The sequence below is a fragment of the Frigoribacterium sp. AC512 genome (genome assembly GCF_979258295.1).
Genome location: NZ_OZ409850.1, coordinates 3,008,528 through 3,034,450 on the forward strand (window position 1 = coordinate 3,008,528; position 25,923 = coordinate 3,034,450).

The following is a 25,923-nucleotide window of genomic DNA, read 5'->3' on the forward strand; positions in this document are numbered from 1 at the left end:
GGCTCCGGCCGCGGCCGGAGCTCCGCGGCGCTCGTAAGCTGGAGGCGATGACTCCCTCCTACACGGCCGTCCTGTTCGACCTCGACGGCACGATCGCCGACTCGGCGCCCGCGATCACGGCCAGCCTCGCGCACACCATCGCCTCGCTCGGCCTGCCCGTGCCCGAGCACTCCGAGCTGATGGGCTGGGTCGGCCCGCCCCTGCCGCAGAGCTTCGAGGTGCGCCTCGGCCTCACCGGCGACCGCCTCGCCGAGGCGATGCGCACCTACCGCGCGCACTACCTCGCGAACGGCGCCCTCGAGGGCGAGATCTTCCCGGGCGTCCGCGACCTGCTCGCCAGCGTGCACGCCGCGGGGCTGCCCACGTCGACCGCCACCTCGAAGCCCGAGACCCCGGCCACCAAGATCCTCGAGGCGCACGACCTCGTGCAGTACCTCGACCTGATCACCGGGGCGTCCGACGACGAGGTGCGCAACACGAAGGCCGACGTCGTCGCCGAGGCCCTCCGCCGCCTGCGCGAGCGCGGCGCCGACGTCTCGCGTCCGGTGCTGATCGGCGACCGCCACCACGACGTCGAGGGCGCGGCCGAGCACGACGTGCCGACCATCCTCGTGACCTGGGGCTACGGCGAGCCCGCCGAGCACGTCGGGGCCGTCGCCGTCGCCTCCGACGTGCGCGAGGTGGCCGACCTGCTCGGCGTCGAGCTCGTCACGGCACCCGTGCGCGGCGCGGCGTGAGGCAGGCCGGCTCGGCCGCGGTCCGCTCGCCCGCCGCCTGGCTGCTCACCCTCGCGATCGTCCTCATCGCGCTCAACCTGCGCGGCCCCATCGTCGCCACGGCGCCCGTGCTCGGCCAGATGAGCGCCGACCTCGGCCTCACCGCCGTCGTCGCGGGGCTGCTGACCAGCATCCCCGTGCTCTGCTTCGCCCTGGCGAGCCCGCTCGCCTCGAGCCTGATCGTCAAGGTCGGCGCCGAGCGCGCCGTCAGCATCGGCCTCGCCGGTGTCCTGCTCGGCACCGTGCTGCGCGCCCTCGGCACCTCGTCCTGGCTCTACGTCGGCACGATCGTGATCGGCATCGCGATCACCGTCGGCAACGTCGTGCTGCCGGTGATCATCCGGCGTGACTACACGCCCGAGCGAGCGGGCTTCGTGACGGGCATCTACACGTCGGCGCTCAACGTCGGGTCGATGATCACGTCGCTGGCGACCGCCCCGATCGCCTCGGTCGTCGGCTGGCCGGCCGCGCTGGTCGGCTGGGGGCTGCTCGCCGTGCTGGCGGTGGCCGTGTGGGCCGTCGCCGTCGGGCCGCGGGTCGCGCTCGGCGTGGGGGCACGGGCCGGGAGCGGGGCGGTCGACGCAGGAGGCGCCTCCTCGGCCGACGTCATGACCGGCGGCATCGACGTCGTCGAGGCCGCAGCCCACGAGGCCGACGCGGAGGCGCGGCGCCGGCCGCTGCTGCGCCGCTGGACCACCTGGGGCCTCACCCTCGCCTTCGCCGGCCAGGCCTTCGCCTACTACGGGCTCACCGCGTGGATGCCCACGCTGCTCGGCGACGAGATCGGCCTGACCCGTGAGGCCGCCGGCGCGAGCTCGTCGGTGTTCCAGATCATGGCGGTCGTCGGGGCGCTCGGCGTCCCGCTGCTCGCCCTGCGCTGGCGCCCGTCCGCGGTCATCGCCCTGATCGGCGTGCTCTGGACGGCCATGCCGCTCGGCCTCTTCTTCGCGCCCGAGCACTGGCTGATCTGGTCGATCTTCGGCGGCGCGGCCCAGGGCGGCGGCATCACGATCATCTTCATCGTCATCGTGCGGATGGCCACGACCGGCGACGACGCCCGCCGCCTCTCGGCCCTGGTGCAGGGCGGCGGCTACGCCATCGCCTCGCTCGGGCCGCTGGCGATCGGCGGGCTGCACGACGCCTCCGGCGGGTGGGAGCTGCCGATGGTCGGGATTTTCGTGTCGGTGCTCGTGCTCGGGGTCAGCGGGGTGCTCTCCGCGCGACGCGTCCGCTGAGCCGGCGGGTCCCCGTCGCCCGCGGCGGGTCAGCGCGCGAGTCGGCGGGTCCCCGTCGCCCGCGGCGGGTCCACGCTCCGGTTCGGCGGGTCCCCGTCGCCCGCGGCGGATCAGCGCTGACCCGCCCTGAGCGACAGGAACCCGCCGAGATGCCCTGCCACGAGCGGCAGCGGCGGCAGCGGCAGCGGCAGCAGCGGCTCAGGCGCCGCGCGGCCCGAAGAGGGTCTCGATCGTCAGCGGGTCGTGGCCGGTGAGGTCGCGCACGGCGGTCGTGACGCGGGACACCTCGCCCGACGCGAGCGACGTGTAGGTGCTGACCCACGCGTCCGCCTGCCACGGCTCGGGCTGCCAGCGCTCGCGTGAGGCGTACGCCTCGTCGAGCGTCTCGTCCACGAAGGAGAACGGCCGTCCGAGCACGACGGACAGGCGGGCCGCCGCCTCCGCGAGCGTGACGGCCTCGGAGCCGGTCAGCTCGTAGGTCTCACCGGCGTGCGCCGTGGGCTCCTGGAGCACGGCCGCGACCACGTCCGCGACGTCCGCGCGTGCGACGGCCGCGACGCGCCCGGAGCCGGCGGGCCCGCGGAGCACGCCCTGCTCGTCCGCGAACTCGGGCAGCACGTCGAGGTAGAAGGAGTCGCGCAGCAGGGTGACCTGCATGCCCGACGCACGCAGCGCCTCCTCGGTGGCCCAGTGGTCGCGGGCGAGGGTGAAGACGGCGTCGGGGGCCGCCCCCTGGAACGACGTGTAGACGACGTGGCCCACGCCGGCCTCGGCCGCCGCCGCGACGAAGTCGAGGTGCTGGGCCCGCCGGTCGGGCGCCTCGGCGGCCGAGACCATGAAGAGGACGTCGACGCCGCGCAGCGCCGCGACGGACGCCTCGTGGTCGCCGTAGGTCACCTCCGCCACCTCGGCGCCCGCCAGCCGCGGCGCCCTCGAGGCGTCGCGGACGAGCAGGCGCTGCCGGACGCCGACCTCGGCGAGCGCCGCCGCGACACGGCCGCCCACGGCGCCGGTCGAGCCGGTCACGCCGACGAGCGGGCCCGACGAGGAGGGGCGGGGGACGGAGGAGGCGCCGGTGTCGGTCATGACGCTGCCAACGACCGGGGCCCCTCCTCTGTTCCCGGCCCCGCCGTGCCGGATCACCGTCGAGGCACAGTCGGGAACGATCCTCGACATCGACTAGCCGCCGCACCTGTCGAGCGTCGGTCGCCGCCGGTAGGGTCGACGACGGCCAGCACCCGGCGGGCCGACCGGGTGACGCGAGGAGCGACGGATGGGCCACGACCACGCGCACGGCCACATGGCCGCCGACGGCCGTCGCCTGCGCCTCGCGATCGGCGTCGTCGCCCTCGGCCTCGTCGCCCAGCTCGTCGGCGCGGCCCTCTCCGGCTCGCTCGCGTTGCTCGCCGACTCCGGCCACATGGCCTCCGACCTGGCCGGCCTCGTCATCGCCCTGCTGGCGACGATCGTCGCCGCCCGCCCCGCGAGCGGCCGTCAGACCTACGGCTACCGACGCGCCGAGGTCTTCGCGGCGCTGGTCAACGGCCTCGTGCTCGTCGCCGTCTCGCTCTCGGTGGCCGTCGCCGCCGTGTCGCGGCTCCTCGACCCGAGCCACCTCGAGGTGCTGGGCCTGCCGATGCTCGTCGTCGGCCTCGTGGGCGGGGCGACCAACGTCGTGGCGCTGCTGGTGCTGCGCGGCGGCGCCTCCCACTCGATCAACATGCGCGGCGCCTACCTCGAGGTGCTCGGCGACCTGCTCGGGTCGGCGGCGGTCGTCGTCGCCTCGGTCGTCGTGCTGACGACGGGCTTCGCCCAGGCGGACTCGGTGGGCTCGCTGATCATCGCGGCCATGATCGTGCCGCGGGCGTGGTCGCTGCTGCGCGAGGCCGTCCGGGTGCTCTTCGGCTCGGCGCCGGGCGACATCGACCTCGCGGCCGTGCGCGCGCACATCACCGACACGCCAGGGGTGGTCTCCGCCCACGACGTGCACGCCTGGCAGATCACCAGCGGCGCGACCGTCTTCTCGGCGCACGTCGTCGTCGAGCGGGACGTGTTCTGCGACATGCGCGTCGACGAGACCCTCGACGCCCTCGACAAGTGCCTCGCCTCGCACTTCGAGGTCGAGCACGCGACGTTCCAGCTCGAGCCGGCCGACCACGCCGAGCACGAGCGCACCACCCACGCCTGAGCAGGAGGGGCCGCTACAGCTCGTCCTCCCACGGCAGCGCCTGTGCGCGCGACACGGGCGAGAGCGGCACGACGACCACGGGTCGCGTCTGCCGGTGGCTGAGGTGCAGCGCCACGGAGCCGGCGAAGAACTCGCGCAGGCTCCCCCGGAGCCCCGCCTCCCGGCTGCCCACCACGATCATCGGCGCGTCGATCGTCCCGGCGAACGACGCGAGGCCGGTCGCGGGGTCGCCCGTGAGGGCCACGAAGGCGACGGGCCCGGCGTGGTCGACGAGCACCGTGAGCAAGCGCTCGCGCAGCTCCGGCTCGAACGCGATCTCGTCCGCCCAGTCCTCCGCGGCGATCGGGTACGAGAGCACGGTCCCGTCGATGCTCTCGGCGAAGGCCATCCGGTCGGGCTCGACGGCCACGCAGGCGAGCCCGGTGCCGAAGCGCCGGGCGAACTCCGCAGCCCGGGCCACGACGGCCTCGGCGGTGACGGGGACGACGCCCACGACCACCCAGCCGCGCAGCTCCTCCGCCGGGTCCGGGATGTCTCCTGAGCGAGCCACGGCGACCACCTCTCCTGCTCCCGAGCGGCGGCGCCGCCGCGCGTGGCCACAGTGAACCACGCGGGTGCCCCCGAGGGGAACCGCCGGTCTGCCCCTTCCGCCGGCTCCCCGACGAGAGCACACTGTCAGGATGTGCGGCCGCTACGTCATCGCGAAGGCCACGTCCGACCTGATGCCCGACCTGCTCGCCGGCCTCGGGACCCTGCCGGACGACTTCAACGTCGCCCCGACCACGACGGTGCCCGTGGTGCGCACGCGTCACGGCGAGCGCGAGCTCGCCCAGGCACGCTGGGGGCTGACGCCCTCCTGGTACCCCGACCTGAAGAAGCGGCCCCAGCCGATCAACGCCCGTGTCGAGACCGTCGCGACGAGCGGCATATTCCGGCGACCGTTCGCGCAGGGACGCTGCATCGTACCCGCTTATCTGTAGTTGCAGGTCGAGTTCCAGCGCACGACCGCACGAAAGCAGCGATCGTGCCGTGAAGACATGACCGCAACGAGATCGAGATTCACCCTGCGGGTGATTCCCAAGCGGGGCACGAATCTTGCACAGCCGCCTGGCGCCGGGTCAGTCGGCGGGTGCGTCCTGAATGTGCGGGTCGTCGAGATGGGAAACGAGTTCCCCGAAGGGGACATCTAGGCCGTGTGCAATCTTCCACCATGTGGTGAGCGAGCCCTTCTGACGTCCCTGCTCAAGCCAGATGAGGCTAGAGCGGGCAACACCGGATCGGCGCTCGAGTTCATCGAAGCTGATGCCCCGTTCGGCCCGCAGATGAACGAGGCCCAGTCGGAGGGATTCGAAGTTGGGACTCGAATCAAGGGGCACCCATCGAGGCTGGTCGGATGCGATCTGGAGCGCAGTACTAGATCTAGTACTATTTCTGTGGTGGCCGTGACAAGCAGCAAGAGCGACGAAAGAGCTTCCGGCGAGCCTGGGAGGTACCAACGCCTGAGTGACGCCGTTCGCGGCTTGGGCTTGGAACCCACAGCCACCATTGACGAGATGGCTGCTCTCATCGAGAGCTACGCCGCCCCGTCAGCACTCAGCGCTGCATACCGCGTCTTGATGCTCGAGTGGTTCGGAGTGCGCGACGTGGCCAGGCGTGGCAGGGGCTTCCTGGCAAAGGAGGACCTGGCCAACATTCTGGTGAGGATGGCTGTTTTGGACGCCTCGACATCGTTTGGCGTTGACGAGACAGCTAGAGCCTTGGATGAGTCGCCGGAGACTCTCTCTCAGCTGCTGGCCACGCGACACCTCTACGGGTACGACAGCGGTGAGGGCATAAGGCTTCCGGGCTGGCAGTTCGTACTTGACGAGGGCAACATGCCCGTCCAGGTCATCTCTACCAATCTTCACCGCGTCGTTGAGGCCATTCCCTTCGCATCTCCTCCGGCGCTGGTTCGCGGAATCATGACCCTGGAGGATCCGAGCCTGCCGGCACGATCAGGCGAGCCCATCAGTCCCCGCGACTGGCTTCTTCTTGGCGGGAGTCCCTTTCCGGTGGCGGCAACCCTGGCCAGGCATCTCGAAGGCTCGAGACTGGGCGCCCTGGACATGTCCCTTCTCACCTCATGAGGACCCGGAGCGGGCTGTTGCGTGAGCCACCTCGTGCCGCACACGATCTGCAGGCAATGTCGTGAGAACGTCCGGGCTAGAGATGGACCTCGCTCAGCGCACACTCCTTCGCGTCGAGGAGTTGACCCGCTCCCTACCGATCTCGATCAACCACAAGACGTTGTTCGTCGCCGGTGAATCCAGCGCACCGTGGGCAAGCTTTACCGTGAGCCACGCCACCATCAAGTACGGCATCTTCGCCGCATCCTTTGACTTGACTGCGGATGTCGAGACCACGGCGCAGGGCCTGTCAGAGCTCATCTTCGCCAAGTGGGCAAGCAGCGAAGACGAGAAAAGAGCTGCAGATCTTGGCTGAGGACAGCACTCACATCCGAGATCTCGACGCAGTACTGGGAGCCTTCTACGCCTGGAACCTCAACACCGATCTCATCAGGACTACGTGGACAGTCACCCAGAGCGACGTCGCAATAAAAGACGGGTACCCGTTTGGCTGGATTCGGTACGCCCAGCCCGGAACGGAACAAGTCACGGTCGTTGCCGTGCGGTGGAACCAGCACGAAGGTCAGTTGCAATGCACTGCGGTGGATACATCGGTGGACACTGACGAGCTCGCGGGGCTTGAGCGAGACGCCAGACTCCGAGCTGGATGCCTGTTGACTGCCTACGCCCACCTCGGGAGCAGCAGTGCTCGCAGCGCGACCGCTCAGAAGGACTTCCTTTGCGCCGCGGGCTGATCTATCAAGGCTCGCCGCCCGGGGTTACGGAGACGCCGTGACGACCGAACATCCGGAGTGAGCCGGGCCGCGGCAGTGGCGGACACGTGAGTTTCGTGGGGGCTCTTGCCTACTTCGCAAAAACCTGACCGCGCAACGAGCGGGACGCGTGCTCGCGCAAAAGGGCGGATCCGTAGTGAGCCGCAGCGGGCTGACTGAGGATCATTGCCTTGACGGCTACGGCGAGCTGGGCTCGCGCCTGTGGCTGCTCCAAGGCCTGGAGGACATCGATCGACCCGGTTGCGGCGGTCTGACCGTGGCCAGAGGTTGACTCTTCGTACAGGCGCTCAACCAAGACGAGAGCCTCGGGCACCGTGGCTGCGACGCTGGCGAGCTGCCGGCCGAGGATCTCCGCGTTGGAGCGTGTCGGCTGACCAATGGGCTTGATGTATTTCCGGCCTTCCGTGAGCGTGGCCCGGGCTTGTTTGGCTAGCGGCGACATGCCGCCGCTGTGGTCGCTTAGGTACTTCGACGCCAGGTTCGACGGATTCTTTCGACTTATCTCATGAAGCGACGTAAGCGCGATGGCCTGCTCGCGGTCAGTCTGACCTAGGGCTTGCTCGACCAAATCGGTGAGAGCCCGAGGCACCTCAGAGACAGTTTCACTGAATTGCGTCATGCCGCTCGTCAGCAACTTTCGCCTGACGGCGGGAAACTCAGCGGCGAGATTGTCGAGGTAGAGGTCACCGGCAAGTCCGGCCCCGAGGGCGGTCAAGGCGTTCTCCGGCGACCCGGAGTCATACTCAACCACCATCCTCACAACCTCGTCAGTGAGATGCTCCCGTCGCTTGAGGAGCCGCCCTGCCGCCAAGAGCCAGGTGTTTCTCCAATGACTCGATGGCAGGAGCTGTCGCAATCCACCTAGCACCGTGACATCGTCACCATCGGTGAGAGCCCGGGCTGCCATGTACTCCTGGAGGGATCTGACCTCGAACTCAAACTTTGTGGGCCGGCGGGAGACAAGCATGACCACGCGTTCGGTCGACAGGCGGAGAAGCTTCTCTGCGATGGTCTCCGATTCAGCTTCCTCGAAACCAGCGGCCGATAGGCGCCTTCGGAGGATCCGGGCGATCTCGCTCTTCGTTAAGAGTGCATCGGAGTTCCCAGCTTGCTCCGTGCGCGCCTGCAGCTTCACGCCAGCCTGCTCGTGGAGGTGATCGATGTGTTGCCTCAATGTTCTGAGCTCGGCGAAGGCCTCGCTCTTGGAGAGTTCGCGCTCGTAGACGACCTTGTAATAGCGATCGAAGAGCTCGAAACGATCGCTCGGAAGCTCGACAGCCTCCTCGGCGAGTGCAGTCATGATCGTCACTTGAAGGGGAGTCGTCATCAGCCTCTGCGTAACCCTTTCATGGACCGCAGTGAGGAGCCGCTCAGTCACTTGAGCAGCAAGGTCTGGGTCCTCCGAGGTTCGGACCGACGTGAGAGATTCTGAGTAACTCAAGGCCTCGCGTTCAGTGAATTCGAGCAACTCCAACTGGTCACACGGAAGAGCGTCTCGGAATTCTCCGCGGTACCCCTGAGGCCGAGTGGTCGCAACGACAAAAACATCAGCACGTTGTGCGCTGAGTTCGCTTACGAATCCGCTGATGGCGTCGATGAGTCGACTGCGGACTTTGGCATCGGGGACCTCGTCAAGACCGTCAAGGACAAGGCAACAAGGCCAGCTCTTCATCCACTCGAGCAGGGCGGTCGGATCGGCCGGCCGCCCTTGGACGAGGATTCCGTCAGCGATGTAACGAAGAAGCGAGAAAGGTCCATCTTGGCGCCCGATCATCGTGCCCGCCTTGGCCAGCTCAACGATGACGGGCCAACGGCGCCGCTCAGGGATTGGGATGCCGGCAGCCTGAAGGCGGTCGCTCAAGCCGTCAAAGGCCTGCTTAGCGTTCGCCCCGTACCTGGTTATGTCCGTGTCGCGCAGAAACGCCACTCGGTAGGCGTGTGCGATCACCTGCGCAATGGTGCTTTTTCCCTGACCTGGGCCACCAACGAGTACAACACCTCGCGGGCCAGAGCCCCCCAGGCTGGACAGATTGCGATCGCCCATGAGGAGCGTCTCCTGGGCCGTCGCACGCCGCACCCTCTGACCCTGGACCGCCTCATCGCGCCGTCTGCAGGGAAGGTCGATTGCGATGTCAGCTAGCCGCACTTTGGAGGTGTCGCTGTAACCTGCGTCACCGGTACGCACCCACTGTCGGGTGATGAGTTCGGCCACGGCATGGGTTGCAAGCCTCTCGGCCTCGAGGGCGGTCTTCCTAGGGAGTAGTGATTCGAGTTGCGCCAGGAAGTCTCCTGTAACGATTGCTTCCAGGTAACGCTGTCGAATTGAGGTGTGCTTGTCGAGCATTGTGCGGATCTCCGCCTCGTCCCAGACATACGAGCCGCGCAAACCCAGTTCTGACGCTGCATTGCTCATGAGCAGCTCGAACTGGTCTTTGCCCCCCGTGCCCTCTGTTCCGGAGAGCGCCACGTTGGTCGCAAAGAGCAGGTAAGCCGGAATCTTCGTGCTGCCTAGTCGTTTCTTAGCGACCCAACCCCGGAGCTCCCCCCGGACCTCATCTATGAACCATCTCCAGTCCGCCGTGGCGGTGGTGGATTTCTCCTTGTGCTTGATCTGGATGACTCCGTACCCGTTCCACGTACCTGACGTGCCCACGGGGAAGGGCACGGGTCCGTCAAAGGTGGCGTCTCGTTGACCGTCCTTGCCTGCCCCGAAGGGGCGCACCCCGTTACCCAATTCCGCCTTGGCAAGTGCCTGCACCATGTGCTCAAACTGCTGCCAGCCCATGCGATTGAGGTCATAGTCGCCCATCTCGTTGCCCCTCCTTGAGACACCGGCACATGACTCGCGCTAGAGACGCCCTAGAACCAGGCCAGGGAAGTAGGGACGCCGTAATTCCCACCACCTAAGGGCGTGGCGCCTCGCGCTTTGTTAGGTGCGTCACCCCGAGAGTAGTCGTGACGATTGCGGGGACGATCAGCAAAATGTTCATGTGCGCAGTGTCGATTAACCAGTACGCAAAGGCACCAGACACGAGCCCGATCAGAGTCAGGATCAAACCGGCAATGTCAAGACGTCGATGCGACGGATGCCTGTGTGTCGTCGTCACCTGCAGCCCTCCTGTGGCTCTCTACTCGTAGCACTGTCCAACTCGTGCGTGTGCTGCCGTTCTTCGTTACTGCATCCTCACGGATGCGCAACCGGAAGACGTCCGTCTTCCGGATTGCGAGCCCACCCGCGACCTGACCGAGGAACGTTGCATCCTCGACCGTGGCCGAACGGGTTCGCGCGGCCGTCTTCACCTTCCACCGGGTCGAATCATCGAAGTCGATCGCAGACATCTGCGCTTCGGTCTCGAAGATCTCGGAGGTCTCCTCGACCTCGTCATCCGGCTTGACCGCATCGTAGTCGGGACGAGTCAGAACGTATGTGGTCGGAGCAGCCTCCGCGCCGGGCGCCTCAAGAACATCATCCGGAGGACCACTGACATCAAGCGCGGACACCCGCCGGTCACTCAGTGGCGTCAGGATTTGACGCAGCTGCTTCTTCCGTCGCCGAGTTCGCTTCTGCAGCTCCTCCCAAGCCGCAACCGGGATCTCTTGTGCGGTTTCGTCCTGCCAAACAACCTTCACATTCCCGTTGTCGAGGTGGTCGAAGTCCTTCACGCCGGCACGGGCCGACTTTGTCGCCCACCACAGAACGCTCGCAAGTGAAGGCACGCCCGCTGCCCCGCCCACCGCAAAGATTCCCGGCCAGTTGTCGGTCGTGAACCGGACGACCTCAATGAGGAACGACCCCTCCTGAGCGGGACGGACGAGAACCTCTGACCCGCTAGGCCCTTCAGGGTGGAAGACACCAGCCTTGTCGAAGTCGCTAGTCAGACCGACCAGACCCTGTAGCACCTCCGCGACGTGGGCAGCACGGAGCTCGTGCAGCTGTGTCCCGTCCTCATCCTCCCCAGTGAAACGCAAAGTCAGGGTGTCTGCCGCAGCATCTTCGGTCGGTTTATTAGCCATGAGATAGGAACGTACCGGCTCAGGCCCCAACCCTTGAGCAACACTCACCCCCGGCACCCCATTTGTCTCTCGCGAGCCGATCCGTCACCGGACGCGCAGAGAGGCGACGACCTAGCACTGACGAGCTGCTTCCCGAGAGAGTCGAGGGCGCTGGGGACGAGGGCGTAGTTCGCCCAGATCCCGTGCATGTCGCGGGTGAGGATGCCGGCCTCGACGAGCCCCTTCAGGTGGTGCGAGTCCGTCGGCTGGCTGAGCCCGAGAGGTCGGGGAGGTCGCAGATGCACGCCTCGGCCCCGTCGTGCGCGGCGACCATCGAGATAAGACGGAGCCTGGCCGGATCGGCGATCGCCTTCAGGCTAGTTCGGGCGTGCGCTCAGAACTACGTTTCAGATATCCATTCTCCTTCTGACCCCGTCGAGTACGACCGAGACGAGTGTTGACGGATGGCAGGGCCCCTTCTGGGGACTGCCACCCGCCCCACCTCGCTAGCTACGGTCGGACCATGCGCGGCCGATACGATCCAAGCGATCTCACCACCTACGGGGCCATGGACGACGAGGAGCTCGACATGATCCTGGGTGCGCTCGACCGCGCCACCGAGGACTAGCCCGCTACGTGATGAAAATTGACTGGCATTGGGCCAAGCTCCGCACTCTCGAGTCCGTCCGCAGTGACGATGATTACCGCCGGGCAGGACGTCACACCACCCATCAGACGCTCCGCCACATCGACATCCGCACCGAACGGTTCCTGGCCGAGCCTCCTGGCGTCCAGCGTGCGACTCTCCTGCTGCTGCGACGCGACAGCCTTACCCATGAGCCCGGAAATCGGGGAATTGCCTCCTCTGTCCTCGTCAGTGGCCTTACAAACGTCGCAACCGTAATCACGGCCGTCGTGGCTGTCCTCCTGGCCGCGTATTTAGGGCTCGTTGATCAACTCACCCCGCAGGATGCCCGCGCTAACCAAGACTTCCTGACAACAGCTCTGCTCTGGGTCGCAGCCGCACTTATGGTCGTGCTGTTCGCGGTCACCGTGGTCTGGTTCAGCGGGGGACAACGAGACCGGCGGCGGGCCATGGCCACGCTCTGGCACGAGATCTTCACCCAAGCTCAGAACGACATGCCCGAAGACACATCCGCAAGCGAGACCGATGCGCTGAGGACGTGGCTTGAGAGGTTTCCCGTGACTCCTGGAACAGGACCGAGCATGTACCAGACGCCTGACGCTGGCTGAGCGGCCCCGGCGCAAAACCCGAGGTAGGGGTAATCACTCTTTTGTCGAGGTCACACCGTTGTTGCAGCTGGAACAGGCCGTGTCCCGACGTCACTGGCTGCGGCCTTGCCGACTTCCCAAGTCTTCTTCCGGCTCTGCAGAGGTTTCATCCATGACGGGGTCGAGGAAAAGCTCGAAGAACTGAATTTCCCTAGCGCTGACAACGACAGCGGTGCCTTCAAGAGCGTAAAGCTCATCCGAGCCGGCGTTCTGGAAGCTCAGCGGAGTTTGGAGAATAAAGTCCCGATCCGCATGCTCCTCGGCTTCGTTATTGAACGATTTAAGGTTCCCCACAAGCATCGATCCGTCCTTGAGATAGACGCTCACACGGCGGACAGCGTGTGGCTCATTGCCGTTGTCGGAAGAAAAGACTTGCCACCAGGCCGAGGCCCCCGCATCTGATTTTTTGGAGAACGCGCGGTGCCTACCTCGCAAGAACGCAACGACAGAGCCCGTCGCCACGAATGCGAGCAGCCCGCCGATTGATCGGTAGGCGTGTGCGGCGTAGTACTTCTCCGGGCCTGCAAGGGCTTGTCCCACTTCACCGTTGAAGCTCGGCACGGTCAGCGCCAGCACTGCGGAGACAACGACGACCGGAACGTAGGACGCCGCGCTAGCCGAAACAACCGCGGCCGTCTCACGAAACGCAGACAGCTTTCGGATCGGTCGATGCCCCTCACGCACGCTGACGTAAATAAATCCGGGGATAAGGACTACGAGGAAGAGAAAAATGCCGCTTAGAGTCGTAGGTATCACCAGCACAGCATGCCCTTAGCGCAGCGCCGCAACCCTTCGGCACTCGCCCATTCCGTCAGATACTTCGAGGAGCAACATGGCCGAATCTGAGAAAAAGCAGCCTAAAGTGCCCTCACCTCGCGTAGGCAGAGTTGTCGAGGGACAGCAGGCCGCTCCCAACTCCAAGCCTTTGAAAGTCAGTCGCGAAGGCAGCGCCCCGAAACCCCGCCCTCGAGATTAGGAGGATTCATGCCCGGTAAAAGCGATCCAACGAAGAAGACCCAGACCTTTGAGAATCAAACGCATCTTGAGCATGGCCAGCGGGAGGCACCGAACGCAAAGCCCTTGACGACTTCGAACATGAACACCACGCCGACGCCTAAGCCGCGACCGCGCGATTAGGACGTATGCGTTTATAGGAGGCCAGCGATCGTCCTCCGGACGATCTCTGGCCTTGATTACTTCCTAGCAGCTATGCGCATCCGGCTGTTCTAAATAGGTAATTCCCCATGTGGGACTGCCGACTGAACTCCACGGCGCCGGTCGGCTAAGCCCGCCTATCCGACGGTTAGGACCTCACAAGGCAGCACTGGCTCCTTCAGAGCGCGAAGTGACGCGGCCAATCTACGGCGACAGGGCACGAACGGGGCAACGTGGACCGTCAAGGCCTGAGTGAGACGCAGGCATCTTGCCGTGAGGTCGACACCCTCGTGATGACCAAAATGACCGCCTAGCGCTGTCCTTGCGAGGTGCCGCCGACATAGCCGATGGGTAGTGACTGCCCTTACTCATTAGAAGCGGGCAGCCACGCCCTTAAACTGCGCCGATTGTTTGAGTTGTCCAGACCTTGGGCTTCCTGTCGGTGGTACGCCCTACTATCCAGGCATGGAGCACCTGAAGAAGGATCTGGGGCAGTTGAAGAAGGGCTCGACGGTTGTCGTCACCCTTCGAAAACAAGCAAATGTGCTGCTGATGGACTCGTCCAACTACCGCACTTACTCGAGTGGACGTGGCGGGCGCTTCAAGTACACCGGGGGCCTAGTGAAGAAAAGCCCTGCCCGTCTGACCGTCCCCTCCAATGGCCACTGGTTCATCGCAGTCGACCTAGGCGGGGCTGCTGGCACGGTAAACGCTTCTGTTGTTGTTGAGCCCCCACCCCGTGGCAATCTGCCGGAGTTTCGTAGCGCTCCGGACGCCGGTGTAGCCGGACAGGTGTCGGTAAGACGCCCCCTGCCTCCCGAGTCTCCCGCCGAGTTCGATGGGCAGGTCTGGGACGTGTTCCTCTCGCACGCGAGTGAAGATAAGGCAGCCGTCGCACTGCCCTTGGCCGAAGCGCTCGGAGAGAGAGGCATCTCTGTGTGGCTGGACCAAGCAGAACTGCGCATCGGGGACAGCCTTCGTCGACGCATCGACCGCGGCATCAGAAGCAGCAGTTTTGCGGCCGTCATTCTCAGCGAGGCTTACTTCGCCAAGGGCTGGACCCAGTACGAGCTGGACGGAATCGTGACTCTCTCGGTGGGTGGAGAGCAGAACCTGCTCCCGGTCTGGCACGACATTGATCGCGCTGCAGTTGCCGCTCACAGCCCCTCCTTGGCCGACAAATTTGCACGGTCCACGGGCGACACAGAGATCGAGGACATCGCAGACGAGATCGCGGAACTGGTACTGGCGGTTCGTAAAGGCTGACGGGCCTATGCACCCTTGGACGGAGCTTGGCGCCTCTACTGCGAGATCGCGGTGATCAGGTGTGGGCCGTCGTTCTTAACGGAGTTGACGAACTTGCCGACCCCTGTCGGAGTGAGGTGCGGTTCGGGGAGGGAGCCGAGTAGGCCCTCCACGGTGGCACGGTCTGAAACGCTCGGATCAAGCCACTCATCAAGACGCGACTCCGGAACTATGACTGGGGACCGGTCGTGAACGTGCCCGATGTCGTCGGCGGCGGGGCGAGTAATGATGGCGAGAGAGGGAAGCCACGCCTGACCATCTACGGGGTCGCGCCAGTACTCCACAACAGCCGCGAAGAGCAGCCCTTCATGGTCGGCACGGTGCAGGTACACAGGCTCTTTTCCTGACGCGGTGGTTGTCCATTCGTAGTACCCGTCCGCAGGAACGAGTCCTCGCCTCTTGAGCACTGCAGAGCGGAAGGAGGGTTTCGCGGTGACAGTCTCAGCTCGAGCATTGATCAGAGGTGCTCCTTGGGGTCCTCGTGACCAGGACGGGACCAGTCCCCACCGTGCGCTCTCGAGTGCGACGCGATGATTGCGTGTGTCCTGATCGGCTTTGAGAACCGGCACGGTCTGGGTCGGAGCGACGTTGTAGGACTCTCCCCCAGGCGACTCGTCACGAAGATCGATGCCCAGGCTTGCGACGAGGTCACCGGCAGCTCGAGCTATCACCATCCGTCCGCACATGCCGCCAGTATCCACCCGCGCAGGCGGCGAGGAGCCCCGAGGCCAGCGCCGTTTTCAGCTCCGGTCCACAGAGACGTCGACCTGTCGGCTCAGCTCGAGGATTCTTCCATGAGAGCCACGCTCACCAACTTCCTCGTTGACTTTCGACCACACCGTTGACGATCACTACCGGATAACGCAGCCGCAAGTGGTGGCTTTGCCTCAACCTAGACGGATAGCCACCATCACCGACAGAGCAAGCAACTACCGGATAAGCCGGCGCTCGGGTACTACGAGTGGGTCGTCACCGAGACGGGCAAGCAGCCGCACTTCGTGCACCAGCCGGACGCCGGCCTCGCCATGGCCGGCGTGACGAGCGCCTGGCCCGACCCCGCCAAGGACGAGGACGACCCGACGAGGTGGGTGCTCTCGATGTCGATCATCACCCGCGACGCCCACGTCGCGCCCGGCGAGGTCCACGACCGGATGCCGTCCTGCCTCACGCCCGACGCCTACGACGACTCGTTGGGCGACCACCTCGACACCGGTGAGCTGCTCTCGCTGCTCGACCGCGCCTCCTTCGAGGTGGCCCACGACCTCGTGCACCACGAGGTCACGCGCGACGTCGGCTCGGTGCGGAACACCGGGCCCAGGCTCATCGAGCCGGTGGGCTGAGGCCCGGGGCGACCGGAGGCGGCGCGGTCGTGCTCGCGCCCGCGTGGCTCACGAGCCGCTCGCGCAGGTACGACGCGAGGGTGGCCTGAGCACGGCGCGACTCGGCGTTCACGCGGTTGAGCGGCACCCGGCCGCCCGCGGCGAGCGCCGGGTCGCGCGGGACGACCACGAGCGACCGCCGGCCGAACTCGTTCTGCAGCGCCTCCTCGGCACGCGCGGTGGAGTGCTGGCCGAAGGTGCCCACGACGACCACGAGGATGCGCCTCAGCCCGCCGCTGCCGTGGCGCTCGCGCACCTTCTCGAGCACGCGGCGGACGTCGGCCGTGCCGGCCTCGGTGGTCGGCCCGACGACGACGCCGAACACGTCGGGCTCGGCCAGCAGGTCGATCAGGGCCCCGTCGGCGTGCGCCCCGAGGTCGTGCAGCGACAGCGACCGGTCCACGCGGCCCGCGTCGTCCCCTCCGGTCAGGCGTGCGCCGAGGTCGCCTCCCGAGTGGTCGACGAGCCGGGGCGACGAGTCGCCGGAGAGCGTCGTGAAGAGCAGGGCCGTGACGGTGGTGGTGCCCACGCCCCCCGCCACGCCCGCGACGACGACGCGACGGCTGCCGGCGACGCCGCTCACGACGCCGTCCCGGACGCGGAGGGCTCGCCCGCACCGGCAGGCTCGCCCGCACCGGCAGGCTCGCCCGCACCAGGAGGCCCGGCAGGCCGGAAGTCGGCCACCTGCACGATGCGGGGCGACTGCCCCCGGCGCACCAGCCGGCCGCGCCCGGCGGTCATCTGCTCGGCGTACACCTGCGGCAGGATCTGCCCCTCGCTCCGCTCGCCGGACATCACCAGCGACGACCCGCCCGTGTCGCGGATCGTCTGCAGAGCGGAGTCGTAGAGCGCGCGCGAGGCCCCGGCGACCGGCCGGCTGAGCAGCACGTGCAGCCGCAGGTCCCGCGCCGACGGCAGGAACGGGAGCAGGGGACGCAGCGGCTCGGTGCCGCCGGACGCGACGATGTCGTAGTCGTCGACCACGACGACGATGCGCGGCCCCGCGGCCCGGTCCCCCGCCTGGCGCGCCGCGAGCTCGCCGGCGACGGCCGTGGCGAGCGCCCTGGCGTCCGTCGAGGTCGAGGCGTGTCCGCCCAGGTAGTCGTCGGGCACCTCCGAGACGAGGTCGCCGCGGAGGTCCATCAGGGCGACGACGAGGTCGTCCGGCGAGGCGCGCTCGACGAAGCCGCGCACCAGGCCGCGCAGCACGGTGGACTTGCCCGAGCGGGAGTCGCCGAACACCAGCAGGTGCTGCTCGAGCGCCGGATCGAGCAGCACGGGCTGCATCGTGTCCTGCCGCAGGCCGAAGGGCACCGCGACGGGCTCGTCGCGGACGTCCGGCAGCTCGTCGGGCGAGAGCTCCGTCGGCAGGAGGCGGATCGGCGCGGCGGCCGGCCCGTTCCAGCTCGTCGCCGAGCGGCGCGCGAGGGCCTCCAGGGCTGCCCCGAGGTCGTCGTCGTCCGTGTCGTCGAGCACCGGGAGGGCGACCTGGGCGAACAGGTGGTCGTCCGTCAGCGCGCGGCCGGGCTGGTCGGAGCGGATGGTCTGGGCGAGCTTCCGGCCGATGACCGAGTCGGCGGGGTCGTTCAGGCGCAGCTCGACCCGCGTCCCGACGAGCGGCTGCTGCGCCATGCGCAGCTCGTTCCAGCGGGTCATGCCGAGCACGACGTGCAGCCCGTAGCCGCCGCCGCGCTGCAGCAGGTCGCCGAAGGGCGTCTCGAGCTCGGCGAAGTCGTTCCGCAGCGCGCCCGTGCCGTCGACGACGAGCACGACGTCGGCCGAGATCAGCTCGGGCACCTCGCCCGCCGCGTGCAGGCGACGGAGCATGGCGAGGGAGTCGATGCCGTGGTCGCGGAACACGCGCTCGCGCACCACGAGCATCGCCGCGAGCTCCTCGAGCAGCCGGAGGAGGCGGTCCTTGCTGGCGCGCGTCGCGACGCCTCCCACGTGCGGGAACCCCTCGATCCGCGCGAGCCCGCCGCCCGTCAGGTCCATGCCGTAGACGGTGACCTCGCGGGGGGTGTGCGTGAGGGCGAGGGAGGCGACGACCGTGCGCAGGAACGTGCTGCGGCCGGTCTGCGGGGCGCCGATCACGGCGACGTGCCCGCCGGCCCGGGAGAGGTCGAGGAGCCAGGGGTCCTGTCGCTGGCGCACGGGGTCGTCGAGCAGCCCGACGGGCACGCGCAGCCCGCCCGCGCCGGGCTCGCCGACGACCCTCGAGAGGGCGAGCCGGTCGGGCAGCGGCGGCAGCCAGACCGGGTCGACCGCGGATCCGCCGGCCATGAGGCGGTCGACGGCCTCGTCGATGACCGCACGCCCGACGTCGGGCCGGCTCAGCTCCTCCTCGCCCTGGTCGTCGTCCGACGACGCGATGCCGTTGTAGGTCGGCAGCAGCAGGGGCACGGGACGCACGTCCTCCGTCGACAGGGCGCGCGCCGCCTCCGAGGGGAGGGGACCCGAGACGAAGCCCGCGCGGAACCGCCGGTACACCGACGTGTCGACCTTGAGGAACCCGTAGCCCGGCACGGCGGGCAGGTGGAACGCGTCGGGCCGGTCGAGCACGATCGAGCTCTCGGCCTCGGAGAAGGTGCGGAGGCCGATCCGGTACGAGAGGTAGGTGTCGAGGCCGCGCAGCTTGCCGGCCTCGATGCGCTGGCTGGAGAGCAGCAGGTGCACGCCGATCGACCGGCCGATGCGGCCGATCGTCAGCAGCAGGTCGACGAACTCGGGCTCGGCGGTGAGCAGCTCGCCGAACTCGTCGATGACGACGAAGAGGTGCGGCATCGGCGGCAGCTCCGGCCGCTCGGCCCGCATCTCGCGGTAGTGGCTGATCGAGGCGGCCCCGCCGGCGTCGCGGAGCTGCTCCTGACGCCGGACGACCTCGCCCTGGATGCTGACCCGGGCACGCTCGGTCAGCTGGGCGTCGTCGGCGAGGTTGTCGATCAGACCCGCGACGTGCGGGAGGCCCTGGAAGGGCGCGAAGGCCGCGCCTCCCTTGTAGTCGACGAGCACCATGCTGAGGTCCTCCGGGGGGTGCGACAGGGCGAGCCCCAGCACGAGCGTGCGCAGCAGCTCGCTCTTGCCCGAGCCGGTGGCGCCGATGCAGATGCCGTGCGGGCCCATGCCGAGCTGCGCCGACTCCTTGAGGTCGAGCAGCACGGGCGCGCCGAAGTCGTCGAGCCCGATCGGCACCCGCAGGAAGTCCCGCGGCGAGCGCGGCGTCCACGCCGTCGCCGGGGTCAGCGTGGTGACGTCGTCGATGCCGAGCAGCTCGGTGACGCTGATCGAGCGGGCGGAGTCGACCTCGTCCTGGCGGCTGAGGCTGAGGCGCAGCGGCGTGAGCGTGCGGGCGACGGCCTCGAAGAGCTGAGGGGTCGTGGTGTCGATGACGGCCCGCTGCACGCGCACCTGGCCGTCGTCCTCCACCCGCGCGTCGGTGACGACCGCCTCCTCGCCCTCGACCGTGATGCGGAGCGTCACGTCCGACGGCTCGTGCAGGCGGTCGCTGAGCAGGTGGACCGTGGTGACGCCGAGGTCGGTCAGCGACAGGTCGGCGTCGGGCACGGGGATGCTCGAGGCGACGTGGCCCCAGTCGTCGACGAAGACGACCAGCCGTGAGCCGTCGGTGCGCGCGGTCGTCCCGATCGAGCGCTTCGTGGTCGCCGCCTCCTGCGCCCTGTCGCCCAGCTCGCCGCCGATCACCGAGAGCAACGAGGAGGCGCTGGGCGCGACCCGGCGCGCCGGCACCGGCCCGTCGAAGAGCGAGTCGACCACGGCGTGGGGCAGCAGGTCGACGCCCTTCCAGTCGGCGGCCGCGCTCTCGGGGAAGGCCGCGGCGATGTGCACGTCGTCGGGCGAGTGCAGGGCGGCCAGCTGCAGGATCATCGAGCGCGCGACGCGCAGAGCGGACTCGCGGTCGCCGAGCACGGCGACCGATCCGGCACGGTCGAGGTCGACGGTGATCGGCATGCCGCGCACCGTCGAGAGGTGGTCGACGACCGACTGGGCCTCGCTCACCATGATCGGGTCGAACGGCTGGACGGGGTCGGGGTCGTCGGGGACGGACATCGGGAACCAGGCCAGGTCGCCCTCGCCGATCCGGACGGAGAGGAAGTCGTCGTGCTGACGGCGGCGCTCCCAGAGCCGTGCGGGGTCGCGGACGAGCTCGAGCAGCGCTGCGGGCTCGGGGTCGAGCACGGCCGCGGTCGCGCGCACGGCCCGGCCCTTGGTCCGCATGGCGGCGCGCAGCCGCTCGAGGAAGTCGAGGTAGCGCTCACGCTGCACCCGGCGCTGCCGCACGGCGTTGCCGCGCTGGCTGAGGGTGACCGCCAGGCCGCCGATCAGGGCGACGAGCAGCAGCACGCCGCCCACGAGCAGGAACAGCGGGTTGGAGCTGCCGCGGTAGACGACGATCATCACGACGGACGAGAGCGCCCCGACCACGGGCAGCAGCGCCTGGACGGGAACGCCGCCGACCTTGCCGTCGGCCAGCTGGGGCGGCGGCGTGACGTCCTGGTGCTCGGCCGGCTTCACCGGCCGGGTGATCCGGGTCGGACGGTGGACGAGCTTGACGGTCATCGCCGTCCCTCCTGGCTCCGCGTGGCGGTTGTCGGCCCGGCGGACCGGCGCCCGCTGCGGCGCTCGGGGTCGCGCCCGGCGGTGGCGTTCGGGTCGCGACCCGGCACGGCGTCCCGGGCGGAGGCCGCCTCCGCCCCCGGCGACGCGGCTGCGCCCGCTGCTGCTGCGCCTGCTGCTGTCGACGAGCCGGCCGCGGGCATGAGCGCCGCCGCCAGCCGCGCGTACGCGATGCGGGTCCGCGTGCCGAGGGCGGCGCTGCCCACGGGCCGGGCCGCCCCGCGTCTCGCGTCGTAGGGCACGTGCACGACGGGCACGGTCGGGTCGTCGCCCACCGTCCTCGGGGCCGCACGCCCGGCCGCCCCCACGTCGACGAGCGCGATCACGACGTCGGGCCGGTCGGGGTGGTCCTTGATCGCGGGCACGAGGGCCGCCGCCTCCTCGGCCGCGTGCCGGTCGGCGCGGGCGACGATGCAGACCGTGCGGCTGGCCGAGACGACGTCCGTCAGGTCGGCCCGCCAGTCGCGGACTCCCCAGTCGGTGACGACGAGCTCGAAGAACCGGCTGACGGGCGTCACCTCGTCGAACCAGGTCTCGGCGGACGCGACGGCGCGCGACTCGTCCCGGGGGTCGAGGTCGAGGGCCCACAGTCCGGACGGTGTCCGGGCCAGGCCGTCGACCGCCTCCGCCGAGCTCGTGGCGCCGCGTCGACGGCCCCGGTGCGCCGAGCCCCCGCCCGTGGGCGCCCCGGCGTGCCAGAGCATGCCGCGCGGCCCACGGGACGCGTCGACCCCGAGCACGAGCCCGGGACGACGACGGGCGAGCAACGACGCGACGTAGCCGGCGGTCGAGCTGGCGCCCGCGCCGCCCCGAGCCTGCACGACACCGATGCGTCGCGAGACCGGGAGGGGTCGCCGCAGCACCTCGTCGACGGTGCTGAGCTCGTGCACCCGCGCCGACACGCTGCCGAGCAGGGCGAGCGGCGCCGACCGGACGAAGGCGTCGAAGGCGGTCACGAGAAGGCCGCCAGGAGCTCGCCGTACACGCCGAACACGCCGACGAGGACGGGCAGCAGCGCGACGACGCCGAGGGCCTCGACCGTGTTGCCGAACCGGCGGAGCGAGGCGCGCTGGTGGGCGACCGGGTCGACGCCGCCCGCGACGACGGCCACGACCACGCCGGCCGCGAGCACGACGACGAGCAGCCACGTGGGAGCGAGGGCCTGCACGAGCACGCCGCCGGCGAGGCCGACGAGGGCCGCGGCCCAGAGCGCCCAGCCCTGCACGGCCACGGGGAGGGCGCGGGTGCGGGCCGCGACGACGAGCACCACGGCGACGCCGAGCCCGACCTGCCAGAGGTCGTCGGCACCGACGAGGGCCACGGTCGTCACGGCGATCGGTCCGGCGACCGCGAAGGTCGCCCAGGTGAGCGTGCGGTACGCCTCCGAGACGGTGACGAGCACCTCGTCGCGCCGGCCCCGTCGACCGTCGACGACCTGGTCGTCGAGCCCGGTCAGGCCGGAGGCGCTCATCGCGTACCAGGGCAGCAGTCCGCAGACGACGACGGTGAGCACGGCCCCCGTCCCGACGGCCCCGGCGTCGTCGACTCCGAGCAGCCGCAGCACGACCGGGGTCGCGGCGAGCACCGTGCCGAGCACGCCGGCCCACCACGCCGACCGGTGGCCGAGGCCCGCTCCGACCCCGAGGGCGAGAGCCGCCCAGACCAGCACCAGCGCGACGAGCGGCAGGTCCACGGCGGGCACGAGCAGGCCGGAGGTGCCGCTCGCGACGATCGTCGCGGCCAGCGGCACGGAGGTGCCGAGCGCGACGGCGGTCGCGGCGACCGAGAGCCAGCGGCCGCGGAACCGGCCCGCGACGATCGCGACGGCGACGGCGAACAGCCAGGCGCCGCCGAGCGACCCGAGCGGCTCGACCTCGTCGAGCCGCACGGCGACCAGCGAGAGCACCCCGGAGAGCGCACCGATCGTGACGGCCGCGGTGGCCGTCCTCGAACGACGGGTCCAGAGTCCCGGCCGCGAGGCGAGCGACTCGGCGAGCACGTCGGTGACGTCGGCGACCTCGGGAGGCGGCGGGGCGGCGTCCTCGCGCAGCAGACGCAGCAGCTCGCCGTCCACCACGCGCTGCTCCGCCGCCGACAGCGACGAGTCGAGCTGCTCGCCCGTCGAGCGCACGAGGGCGAGCGGGCGCGACACCGCGCCGGGCACCTCGCCGAGCAGCTCCATGAGCCGGGGCACGAGGCCGCCGATCGGCTCGTCGGCGGGCACGACGAGATCGGCGCGCCGCGTGGACCCGACGATGGTCAGACGGGTGTAGTCGGTCATCGGGGCTCCGTCGTCGGGATCTGGCTGGGGTCGGGACCGTCGGTCCGTGCGGTGTCGGCGGGGGCGGTGTCGGCCGGCGTCGGCGACGTCGTCGCACCTCCTGTGCTGCCCGACCGCTGCTGCTGCTCGAGCTGCTGCTGCGCCTGGGCCTCCCGCTGGTCCGCGAGGACCGAGAGCACGAACGAGGTGCCGGCACAGCCCGCGCAGGCGACGGCGGCGACGACGAGGCTCACCACGAGGCGGCGCACGTTGTCGACGACGGGCCGGCGCTCGTCGAGCTCGCCGAAGAGCAGGGCCGAGACGAGTCGTGCCCGGTGGGTCTTGACGGTCTCGAGCAGGACGACGTCGCGGTCACCGCTCACGGGACGCTCCTTCCCCGGAGGTCCCGGCGGCCGCGTGCGCGCCGGCGCCGACGGACACGGCGGCCCGGGCGGGCGCCCCGGCGGCGAGACGGCGGTCGTCGACGACGCCGGACGGCTGCACCAGCACCGTCCGCTCGCCGAGCTCGATCGTGTACCCCACGGCGGCCGGGCCGCGGAGCCCCGGCACGAGCGGCTGCCGCGTGCCGTCGGGCGCCACGAGCGACGACCCGTTGGTCGAGCCGAGGTCGGTGACCCAGAGCACGGGGCCCTGCCACTCGAGCAGGGCGTGGGTCTTGGTGAGGCTCCGCCCGAGGTCGGCCCAGGCGAACACGGGGTGGTCGTCGCCCTCGCGGACGACGGGTGCGCGGCCGATCAACAACGACGTCTCGAGCTCGAGCCGCTCGCCGCTGTCGAGCACCAGCACGACGACGGCGTCGCCCTGGGTCGCCCGGCCCGAGCCGGTCCGCCCGAGCGTGGCCTCGTCGGGGCGCCAGGCCGGGTCGGCGGCCTCGTGCTGCCGCACGGGACCGGCACCGATGCCGGCTCCCGGAGGCGCGAGCACGGGACGCCGGACCACCGGCGCCGACGACGTGAGCGGGTCGCGTCCGCGCCGCAGGTCGACGGTGACGGTCTGTCGGCGGATCGAGAACCTGCCGCGACGGTCGACGCGGAGCACCGCGGGCGGCCGCCCGGTGAGGTCGTCGACGGTGCGGAGGGAGAGGGCGAGCCGGCCGAGCGAGCGGCCTCGCGTGACGAAGGCGACGACGTCGACCACGACGAGCGCCACGGCGGCGGCGGCGACGGCGACCTCGACGGGCAGGGGCACGAGGGCGGCGCCGGGAGCAGCCGAGGAGGCGCCCGTCACGACCCCGAGGACGAGCACGGCCAGCAGCGCGAGGGGCACGCCCCAGTCGAGCGCGACGGCGCCGCGACGTCGTGAGGGAGCAGCGGGCTGCACGCCGGCGAGCAGGCCCGAGTAGGTCCCGATGGCGCTGCCGGGTGCGGCCGGGACGATGCGGACGCCGCAGGACGAGCACCACGAGCCGCCTGTGGCGAGCGGGGCCCCGCACCGACCGCAGCTCCGCGCGCCCACCAGAGCACCCATCGGCGTCGCCTCTCGTCCCCGGGACCAGCCGTGCCGCCCGCCGCGACCGGCGGCGCGCCCGGCGAGGTCCCCTCGACCGCCGAACCGCCCCAATCTAACGGATCACGAGCTGCGCGGGTCGGTGACGATCGAAGGGGGCGGCAGACCGATCTGTCCGTCCTCCTCGGCGATCGAGATGTACCCCTGGGACGGGTGGCGGAGGCGCCGTCCCCGTGGTTTCCTCATATGTCGACCACCAGTTCGAGACGCACGAGGAGACGATGATGAAGTTCGCCATGGGGAGCGAGACACTCACGCAGCTGAGCCAGAAGACGAGCGGGGCCGGCGACGACCTCGGCGCCCTGGTCCGCCAGCTGGCCGACGCCGCCGAGCCGCTCGAGGGGCGCTTCAACGGCGCCGGACGAGCAGCCTTCGACCGCTTCAAGAACGAGGTCGACGGCATCTCCGTCGAGCTCAACGCGGCCCTGTCGTCGGTGCTCACCGGCATCACGGGCCAGAACCGCGCGTTCCTCGAGGGGGAGCAGCAGATCGCCGACGAGACCTCGTCGGCCCAGGCGGGCGCCGGCTTCGAGTCGGCCCGTTTCGGCACGCAGGCATAAGGCAAGGGGAGCAGACAGATGGCCAACGCAACGGACCGCCGCGACTACGACCTCGCGGCCTCGGGCAACGCCCAGGACAACTTCAACGCCGTCGCCGGTCGGCTCGAGGCGCTCATCACGCAGCGCGACGCCGACGTCAAGACGGCGATGGCCGACTACCAGGCCGACGGCTCGAGCGAGGAGTACGCCACCAAGGAGCAGCGCTGGAACCGCGTCGCGACCGAGGTGCGCACGATCATCAACACCCTCCGCACGTCCCTGCAGTCGAACGACGAGTCGGCGCAGACCGCCATGCAGCGCGCCAAGGCAGCCGTCGACGGCATCTGAGTCACGTCGCCGCCCGTGACGCTCTCACGGACCGACCGAGAAGGGCCCTCCACCGGAGGGCCCTTCGTCGTCGCGCCGCAGGGGCGGCAGCGCGACAGAAGGCACGACGAACGAAGAAGGCCCTCCAGTAGGAGGGCCTTTCGACGTCGCGCCGCAGGGGCGGCGGCGCGACAGAAGGCACGACGAACGAAAAAGGCCCTCCAGTAGGAGGGCCTTTCGTTCGTGCGCGAGGGGGGACTTGAACCCCCACGCCCTTTCGAGCACTGGCACCTGAAGCCAGCGCGTCTGCCAATTCCGCCACTCGCGCGAACTCGAGAACATTATCATGTCCGAGCGCCCCGTCAGAGCACCTGCGGGGGCCGTCCACGCCGTCCGGCTAAGATCGGGCGAC

General features: G+C 69.3%; 23 protein-coding genes, 1 tRNA gene and 2 pseudogenes. 11 read left to right on the forward strand and 15 right to left on the reverse strand.

Going from position 1 to position 25,923, the window contains the following annotated elements; genetic code table 11:
• Nucleotides 1–47 precede the first annotated feature (47 nt).
• Nucleotides 48–737, forward strand: a complete 690-nt coding sequence (locus ACZZ97_RS13830) for an HAD hydrolase-like protein (protein ID WP_463473524.1) — start codon at nt 48–50, stop codon at nt 735–737.
• Nucleotides 734–2,011 (forward strand): MFS transporter, encoded by a 1,278-nt coding sequence (locus ACZZ97_RS13835; protein ID WP_192170119.1) that lies wholly within the window; start codon nt 734–736, stop codon nt 2,009–2,011. The genes ACZZ97_RS13830 and ACZZ97_RS13835 overlap by 4 nt, the downstream gene beginning before the upstream one ends.
• Before the next feature lie 198 nt (nt 2,012–2,209).
• Here the strand turns inward: ACZZ97_RS13835 and ACZZ97_RS13840 are convergent, their stop codons facing one another.
• Nucleotides 2,210–3,097 carry an NmrA family NAD(P)-binding protein gene (locus ACZZ97_RS13840; protein ID WP_463473525.1) on the reverse strand — a complete coding sequence of 296 codons (888 nt, stop codon included), beginning with the start codon at nt 3,095–3,097 and terminating at the stop codon, nt 2,210–2,212.
• A 187-nt stretch (nt 3,098–3,284) separates the two neighbouring features.
• Between ACZZ97_RS13840 and ACZZ97_RS13845 the strand changes: the two genes are divergently transcribed.
• The gene (locus ACZZ97_RS13845) at nt 3,285–4,199 is read left to right on the forward strand and encodes a cation diffusion facilitator family transporter (protein ID WP_314103428.1); all 915 of its coding nucleotides are present in this window, start codon (nt 3,285–3,287) and stop codon (nt 4,197–4,199) included.
• Between the two features lie 13 nt (nt 4,200–4,212).
• Here ACZZ97_RS13845 and ACZZ97_RS13850 read toward each other — a convergent pair whose 3' ends face one another.
• Nucleotides 4,213–4,749 (reverse strand): universal stress protein, encoded by a 537-nt coding sequence (locus tag ACZZ97_RS13850; protein ID WP_314103430.1) that lies wholly within the window; start codon nt 4,747–4,749, stop codon nt 4,213–4,215.
• Nucleotides 4,750–4,879: 130 nt separating this feature from the next.
• Here ACZZ97_RS13850 and ACZZ97_RS13855 point away from each other — a divergent pair, with 130 nt between their 5' ends.
• The gene (locus ACZZ97_RS13855; protein WP_463473526.1) at nt 4,880–5,179 is read left to right on the forward strand and encodes an SOS response-associated peptidase; all 300 of its coding nucleotides are present in this window, start codon (nt 4,880–4,882) and stop codon (nt 5,177–5,179) included.
• Between the two features lie 138 nt (nt 5,180–5,317).
• Here the strand turns inward: ACZZ97_RS13855 and ACZZ97_RS13860 are convergent, their stop codons facing one another.
• The gene (locus ACZZ97_RS13860; RefSeq protein WP_463473527.1) at nt 5,318–5,575 is read right to left on the reverse strand and encodes a helix-turn-helix domain-containing protein; all 258 of its coding nucleotides are present in this window, start codon (nt 5,573–5,575) and stop codon (nt 5,318–5,320) included.
• A gap of 60 nt (nt 5,576–5,635) precedes the next feature.
• On the opposite strand from ACZZ97_RS13860, the gene ACZZ97_RS13865 reads away from it, so the two are divergent.
• Together ACZZ97_RS13865 and ACZZ97_RS13870 are read left to right on the forward strand one after the other, a co-directional pair.
• The gene (locus ACZZ97_RS13865; protein WP_463473528.1) at nt 5,636–6,325 is read left to right on the forward strand and encodes a hypothetical protein; all 690 of its coding nucleotides are present in this window, start codon (nt 5,636–5,638) and stop codon (nt 6,323–6,325) included.
• Between the two features lie 82 nt (nt 6,326–6,407).
• The gene (locus ACZZ97_RS13870) at nt 6,408–6,680 is read left to right on the forward strand and encodes a hypothetical protein (RefSeq protein WP_463473529.1); all 273 of its coding nucleotides are present in this window, start codon (nt 6,408–6,410) and stop codon (nt 6,678–6,680) included.
• 488 nt (nt 6,681–7,168) lie between these two features.
• Here the strand turns inward: ACZZ97_RS13870 and ACZZ97_RS13875 are convergent, their stop codons facing one another.
• From ACZZ97_RS13875 to ACZZ97_RS13885, 3 genes and pseudogenes are all read right to left on the reverse strand, one after another.
• The gene (locus ACZZ97_RS13875; protein WP_463473530.1) at nt 7,169–9,907 is read right to left on the reverse strand and encodes an NACHT domain-containing protein; all 2,739 of its coding nucleotides are present in this window, start codon (nt 9,905–9,907) and stop codon (nt 7,169–7,171) included.
• Nucleotides 9,908–10,164: 257 nt separating this feature from the next.
• The gene (locus ACZZ97_RS13880; RefSeq protein ID WP_463473531.1) at nt 10,165–11,112 is read right to left on the reverse strand and encodes an LAPAL motif-containing putative phage structural protein; all 948 of its coding nucleotides are present in this window, start codon (nt 11,110–11,112) and stop codon (nt 10,165–10,167) included.
• 44 nt (nt 11,113–11,156) lie between these two features.
• A pseudogene (locus ACZZ97_RS13885) lies at nt 11,157–11,470 on the reverse strand (ArsR/SmtB family transcription factor); the annotation flags it as partial.
• A gap of 257 nt (nt 11,471–11,727) precedes the next feature.
• On the opposite strand from ACZZ97_RS13885, the gene ACZZ97_RS13890 reads away from it, so the two are divergent.
• Complete coding sequence (locus ACZZ97_RS13890) at nt 11,728–12,345, forward strand: hypothetical protein (RefSeq protein ID WP_463473532.1); 618 nt, start codon at nt 11,728–11,730, stop codon at nt 12,343–12,345.
• 90 nt (nt 12,346–12,435) lie between these two features.
• Here the strand turns inward: ACZZ97_RS13890 and ACZZ97_RS13895 are convergent, their stop codons facing one another.
• Entirely contained in the window at nt 12,436–13,146 is a 711-nt protein-coding gene (locus ACZZ97_RS13895; RefSeq protein WP_463473533.1) for a DUF6338 family protein, read from the reverse strand.
• Nucleotides 13,147–14,004: 858 nt separating this feature from the next.
• On the opposite strand from ACZZ97_RS13895, the gene ACZZ97_RS13900 reads away from it, so the two are divergent.
• On the forward strand, nt 14,005–14,805 hold the full coding sequence (locus ACZZ97_RS13900; protein WP_463473534.1) for a DUF1883 domain-containing protein: 801 nt from the start codon (nt 14,005–14,007) through the stop codon (nt 14,803–14,805).
• Between the two features lie 35 nt (nt 14,806–14,840).
• Here ACZZ97_RS13900 and ACZZ97_RS13905 read toward each other — a convergent pair whose 3' ends face one another.
• Nucleotides 14,841–15,530 carry an SOS response-associated peptidase gene (locus ACZZ97_RS13905; protein WP_463473535.1) on the reverse strand — a complete coding sequence of 230 codons (690 nt, stop codon included), beginning with the start codon at nt 15,528–15,530 and terminating at the stop codon, nt 14,841–14,843.
• 267 nt (nt 15,531–15,797) lie between these two features.
• Between ACZZ97_RS13905 and ACZZ97_RS13910 the strand changes: the two are divergent.
• Nucleotides 15,798–16,184: pseudogene (locus ACZZ97_RS13910) on the forward strand (SOS response-associated peptidase); the annotation flags it as partial.
• Here the strand turns inward: ACZZ97_RS13910 and ACZZ97_RS13915 are convergent.
• The 6 genes from ACZZ97_RS13915 to ACZZ97_RS13940 are packed head-to-tail and all read right to left on the reverse strand — an operon-like array spanning nt 16,165 to nt 24,606.
• Complete coding sequence (locus ACZZ97_RS13915) at nt 16,165–16,806, reverse strand: hypothetical protein (protein WP_463473536.1); 642 nt, start codon at nt 16,804–16,806, stop codon at nt 16,165–16,167. The pseudogene ACZZ97_RS13910 and the gene ACZZ97_RS13915 sit on opposite strands and share 20 nt — an antisense overlap.
• Nucleotides 16,803–20,801: a type VII secretion protein EccCa gene (eccCa, locus tag ACZZ97_RS13920; protein ID WP_463473537.1), complete on the reverse strand. Its 3,999-nt coding sequence runs from the start codon at nt 20,799–20,801 to the stop codon at nt 16,803–16,805. Before eccCa ends, ACZZ97_RS13915 begins: the two co-directional genes overlap by 4 nt.
• A complete protein-coding gene (locus ACZZ97_RS13925; protein WP_463473538.1) occupies nt 20,798–21,814 on the reverse strand; it encodes a hypothetical protein in 1,017 nt (338 codons plus the stop codon). The genes eccCa and ACZZ97_RS13925 overlap by 4 nt, the downstream gene beginning before the upstream one ends.
• Entirely contained in the window at nt 21,811–23,139 is a 1,329-nt protein-coding gene (locus ACZZ97_RS13930) for an EsaB/YukD family protein (protein ID WP_194614159.1), read from the reverse strand. The genes ACZZ97_RS13925 and ACZZ97_RS13930 overlap by 4 nt, the downstream gene beginning before the upstream one ends.
• Complete coding sequence (locus ACZZ97_RS13935) at nt 23,136–23,501, reverse strand: hypothetical protein (RefSeq protein WP_463473539.1); 366 nt, start codon at nt 23,499–23,501, stop codon at nt 23,136–23,138. Before ACZZ97_RS13935 ends, ACZZ97_RS13930 begins: the two co-directional genes overlap by 4 nt.
• Nucleotides 23,491–24,606, reverse strand: a complete 1,116-nt coding sequence (locus ACZZ97_RS13940; RefSeq protein ID WP_463473540.1) for an RDD family protein — start codon at nt 24,604–24,606, stop codon at nt 23,491–23,493. The genes ACZZ97_RS13935 and ACZZ97_RS13940 overlap by 11 nt, the downstream gene beginning before the upstream one ends.
• Nucleotides 24,607–24,818: 212 nt before the next feature.
• Between ACZZ97_RS13940 and ACZZ97_RS13945 the strand changes: the two genes are divergently transcribed.
• Together ACZZ97_RS13945 and ACZZ97_RS13950 are read left to right on the forward strand one after the other, a co-directional pair.
• Nucleotides 24,819–25,205 (forward strand): WXG100 family type VII secretion target, encoded by a 387-nt coding sequence (locus ACZZ97_RS13945; RefSeq protein ID WP_314100643.1) that lies wholly within the window; start codon nt 24,819–24,821, stop codon nt 25,203–25,205.
• A gap of 18 nt (nt 25,206–25,223) precedes the next feature.
• Nucleotides 25,224–25,532 carry a pore-forming ESAT-6 family protein gene (locus ACZZ97_RS13950; protein ID WP_194614162.1) on the forward strand — a complete coding sequence of 103 codons (309 nt, stop codon included), beginning with the start codon at nt 25,224–25,226 and terminating at the stop codon, nt 25,530–25,532.
• A gap of 223 nt (nt 25,533–25,755) precedes the next feature.
• Here the strand turns inward: ACZZ97_RS13950 and ACZZ97_RS13955 are convergent.
• Nucleotides 25,756–25,839, reverse strand: a tRNA-Leu gene (locus ACZZ97_RS13955).
• Between the last annotated feature and the right edge of the window lie 84 nt (nt 25,840–25,923).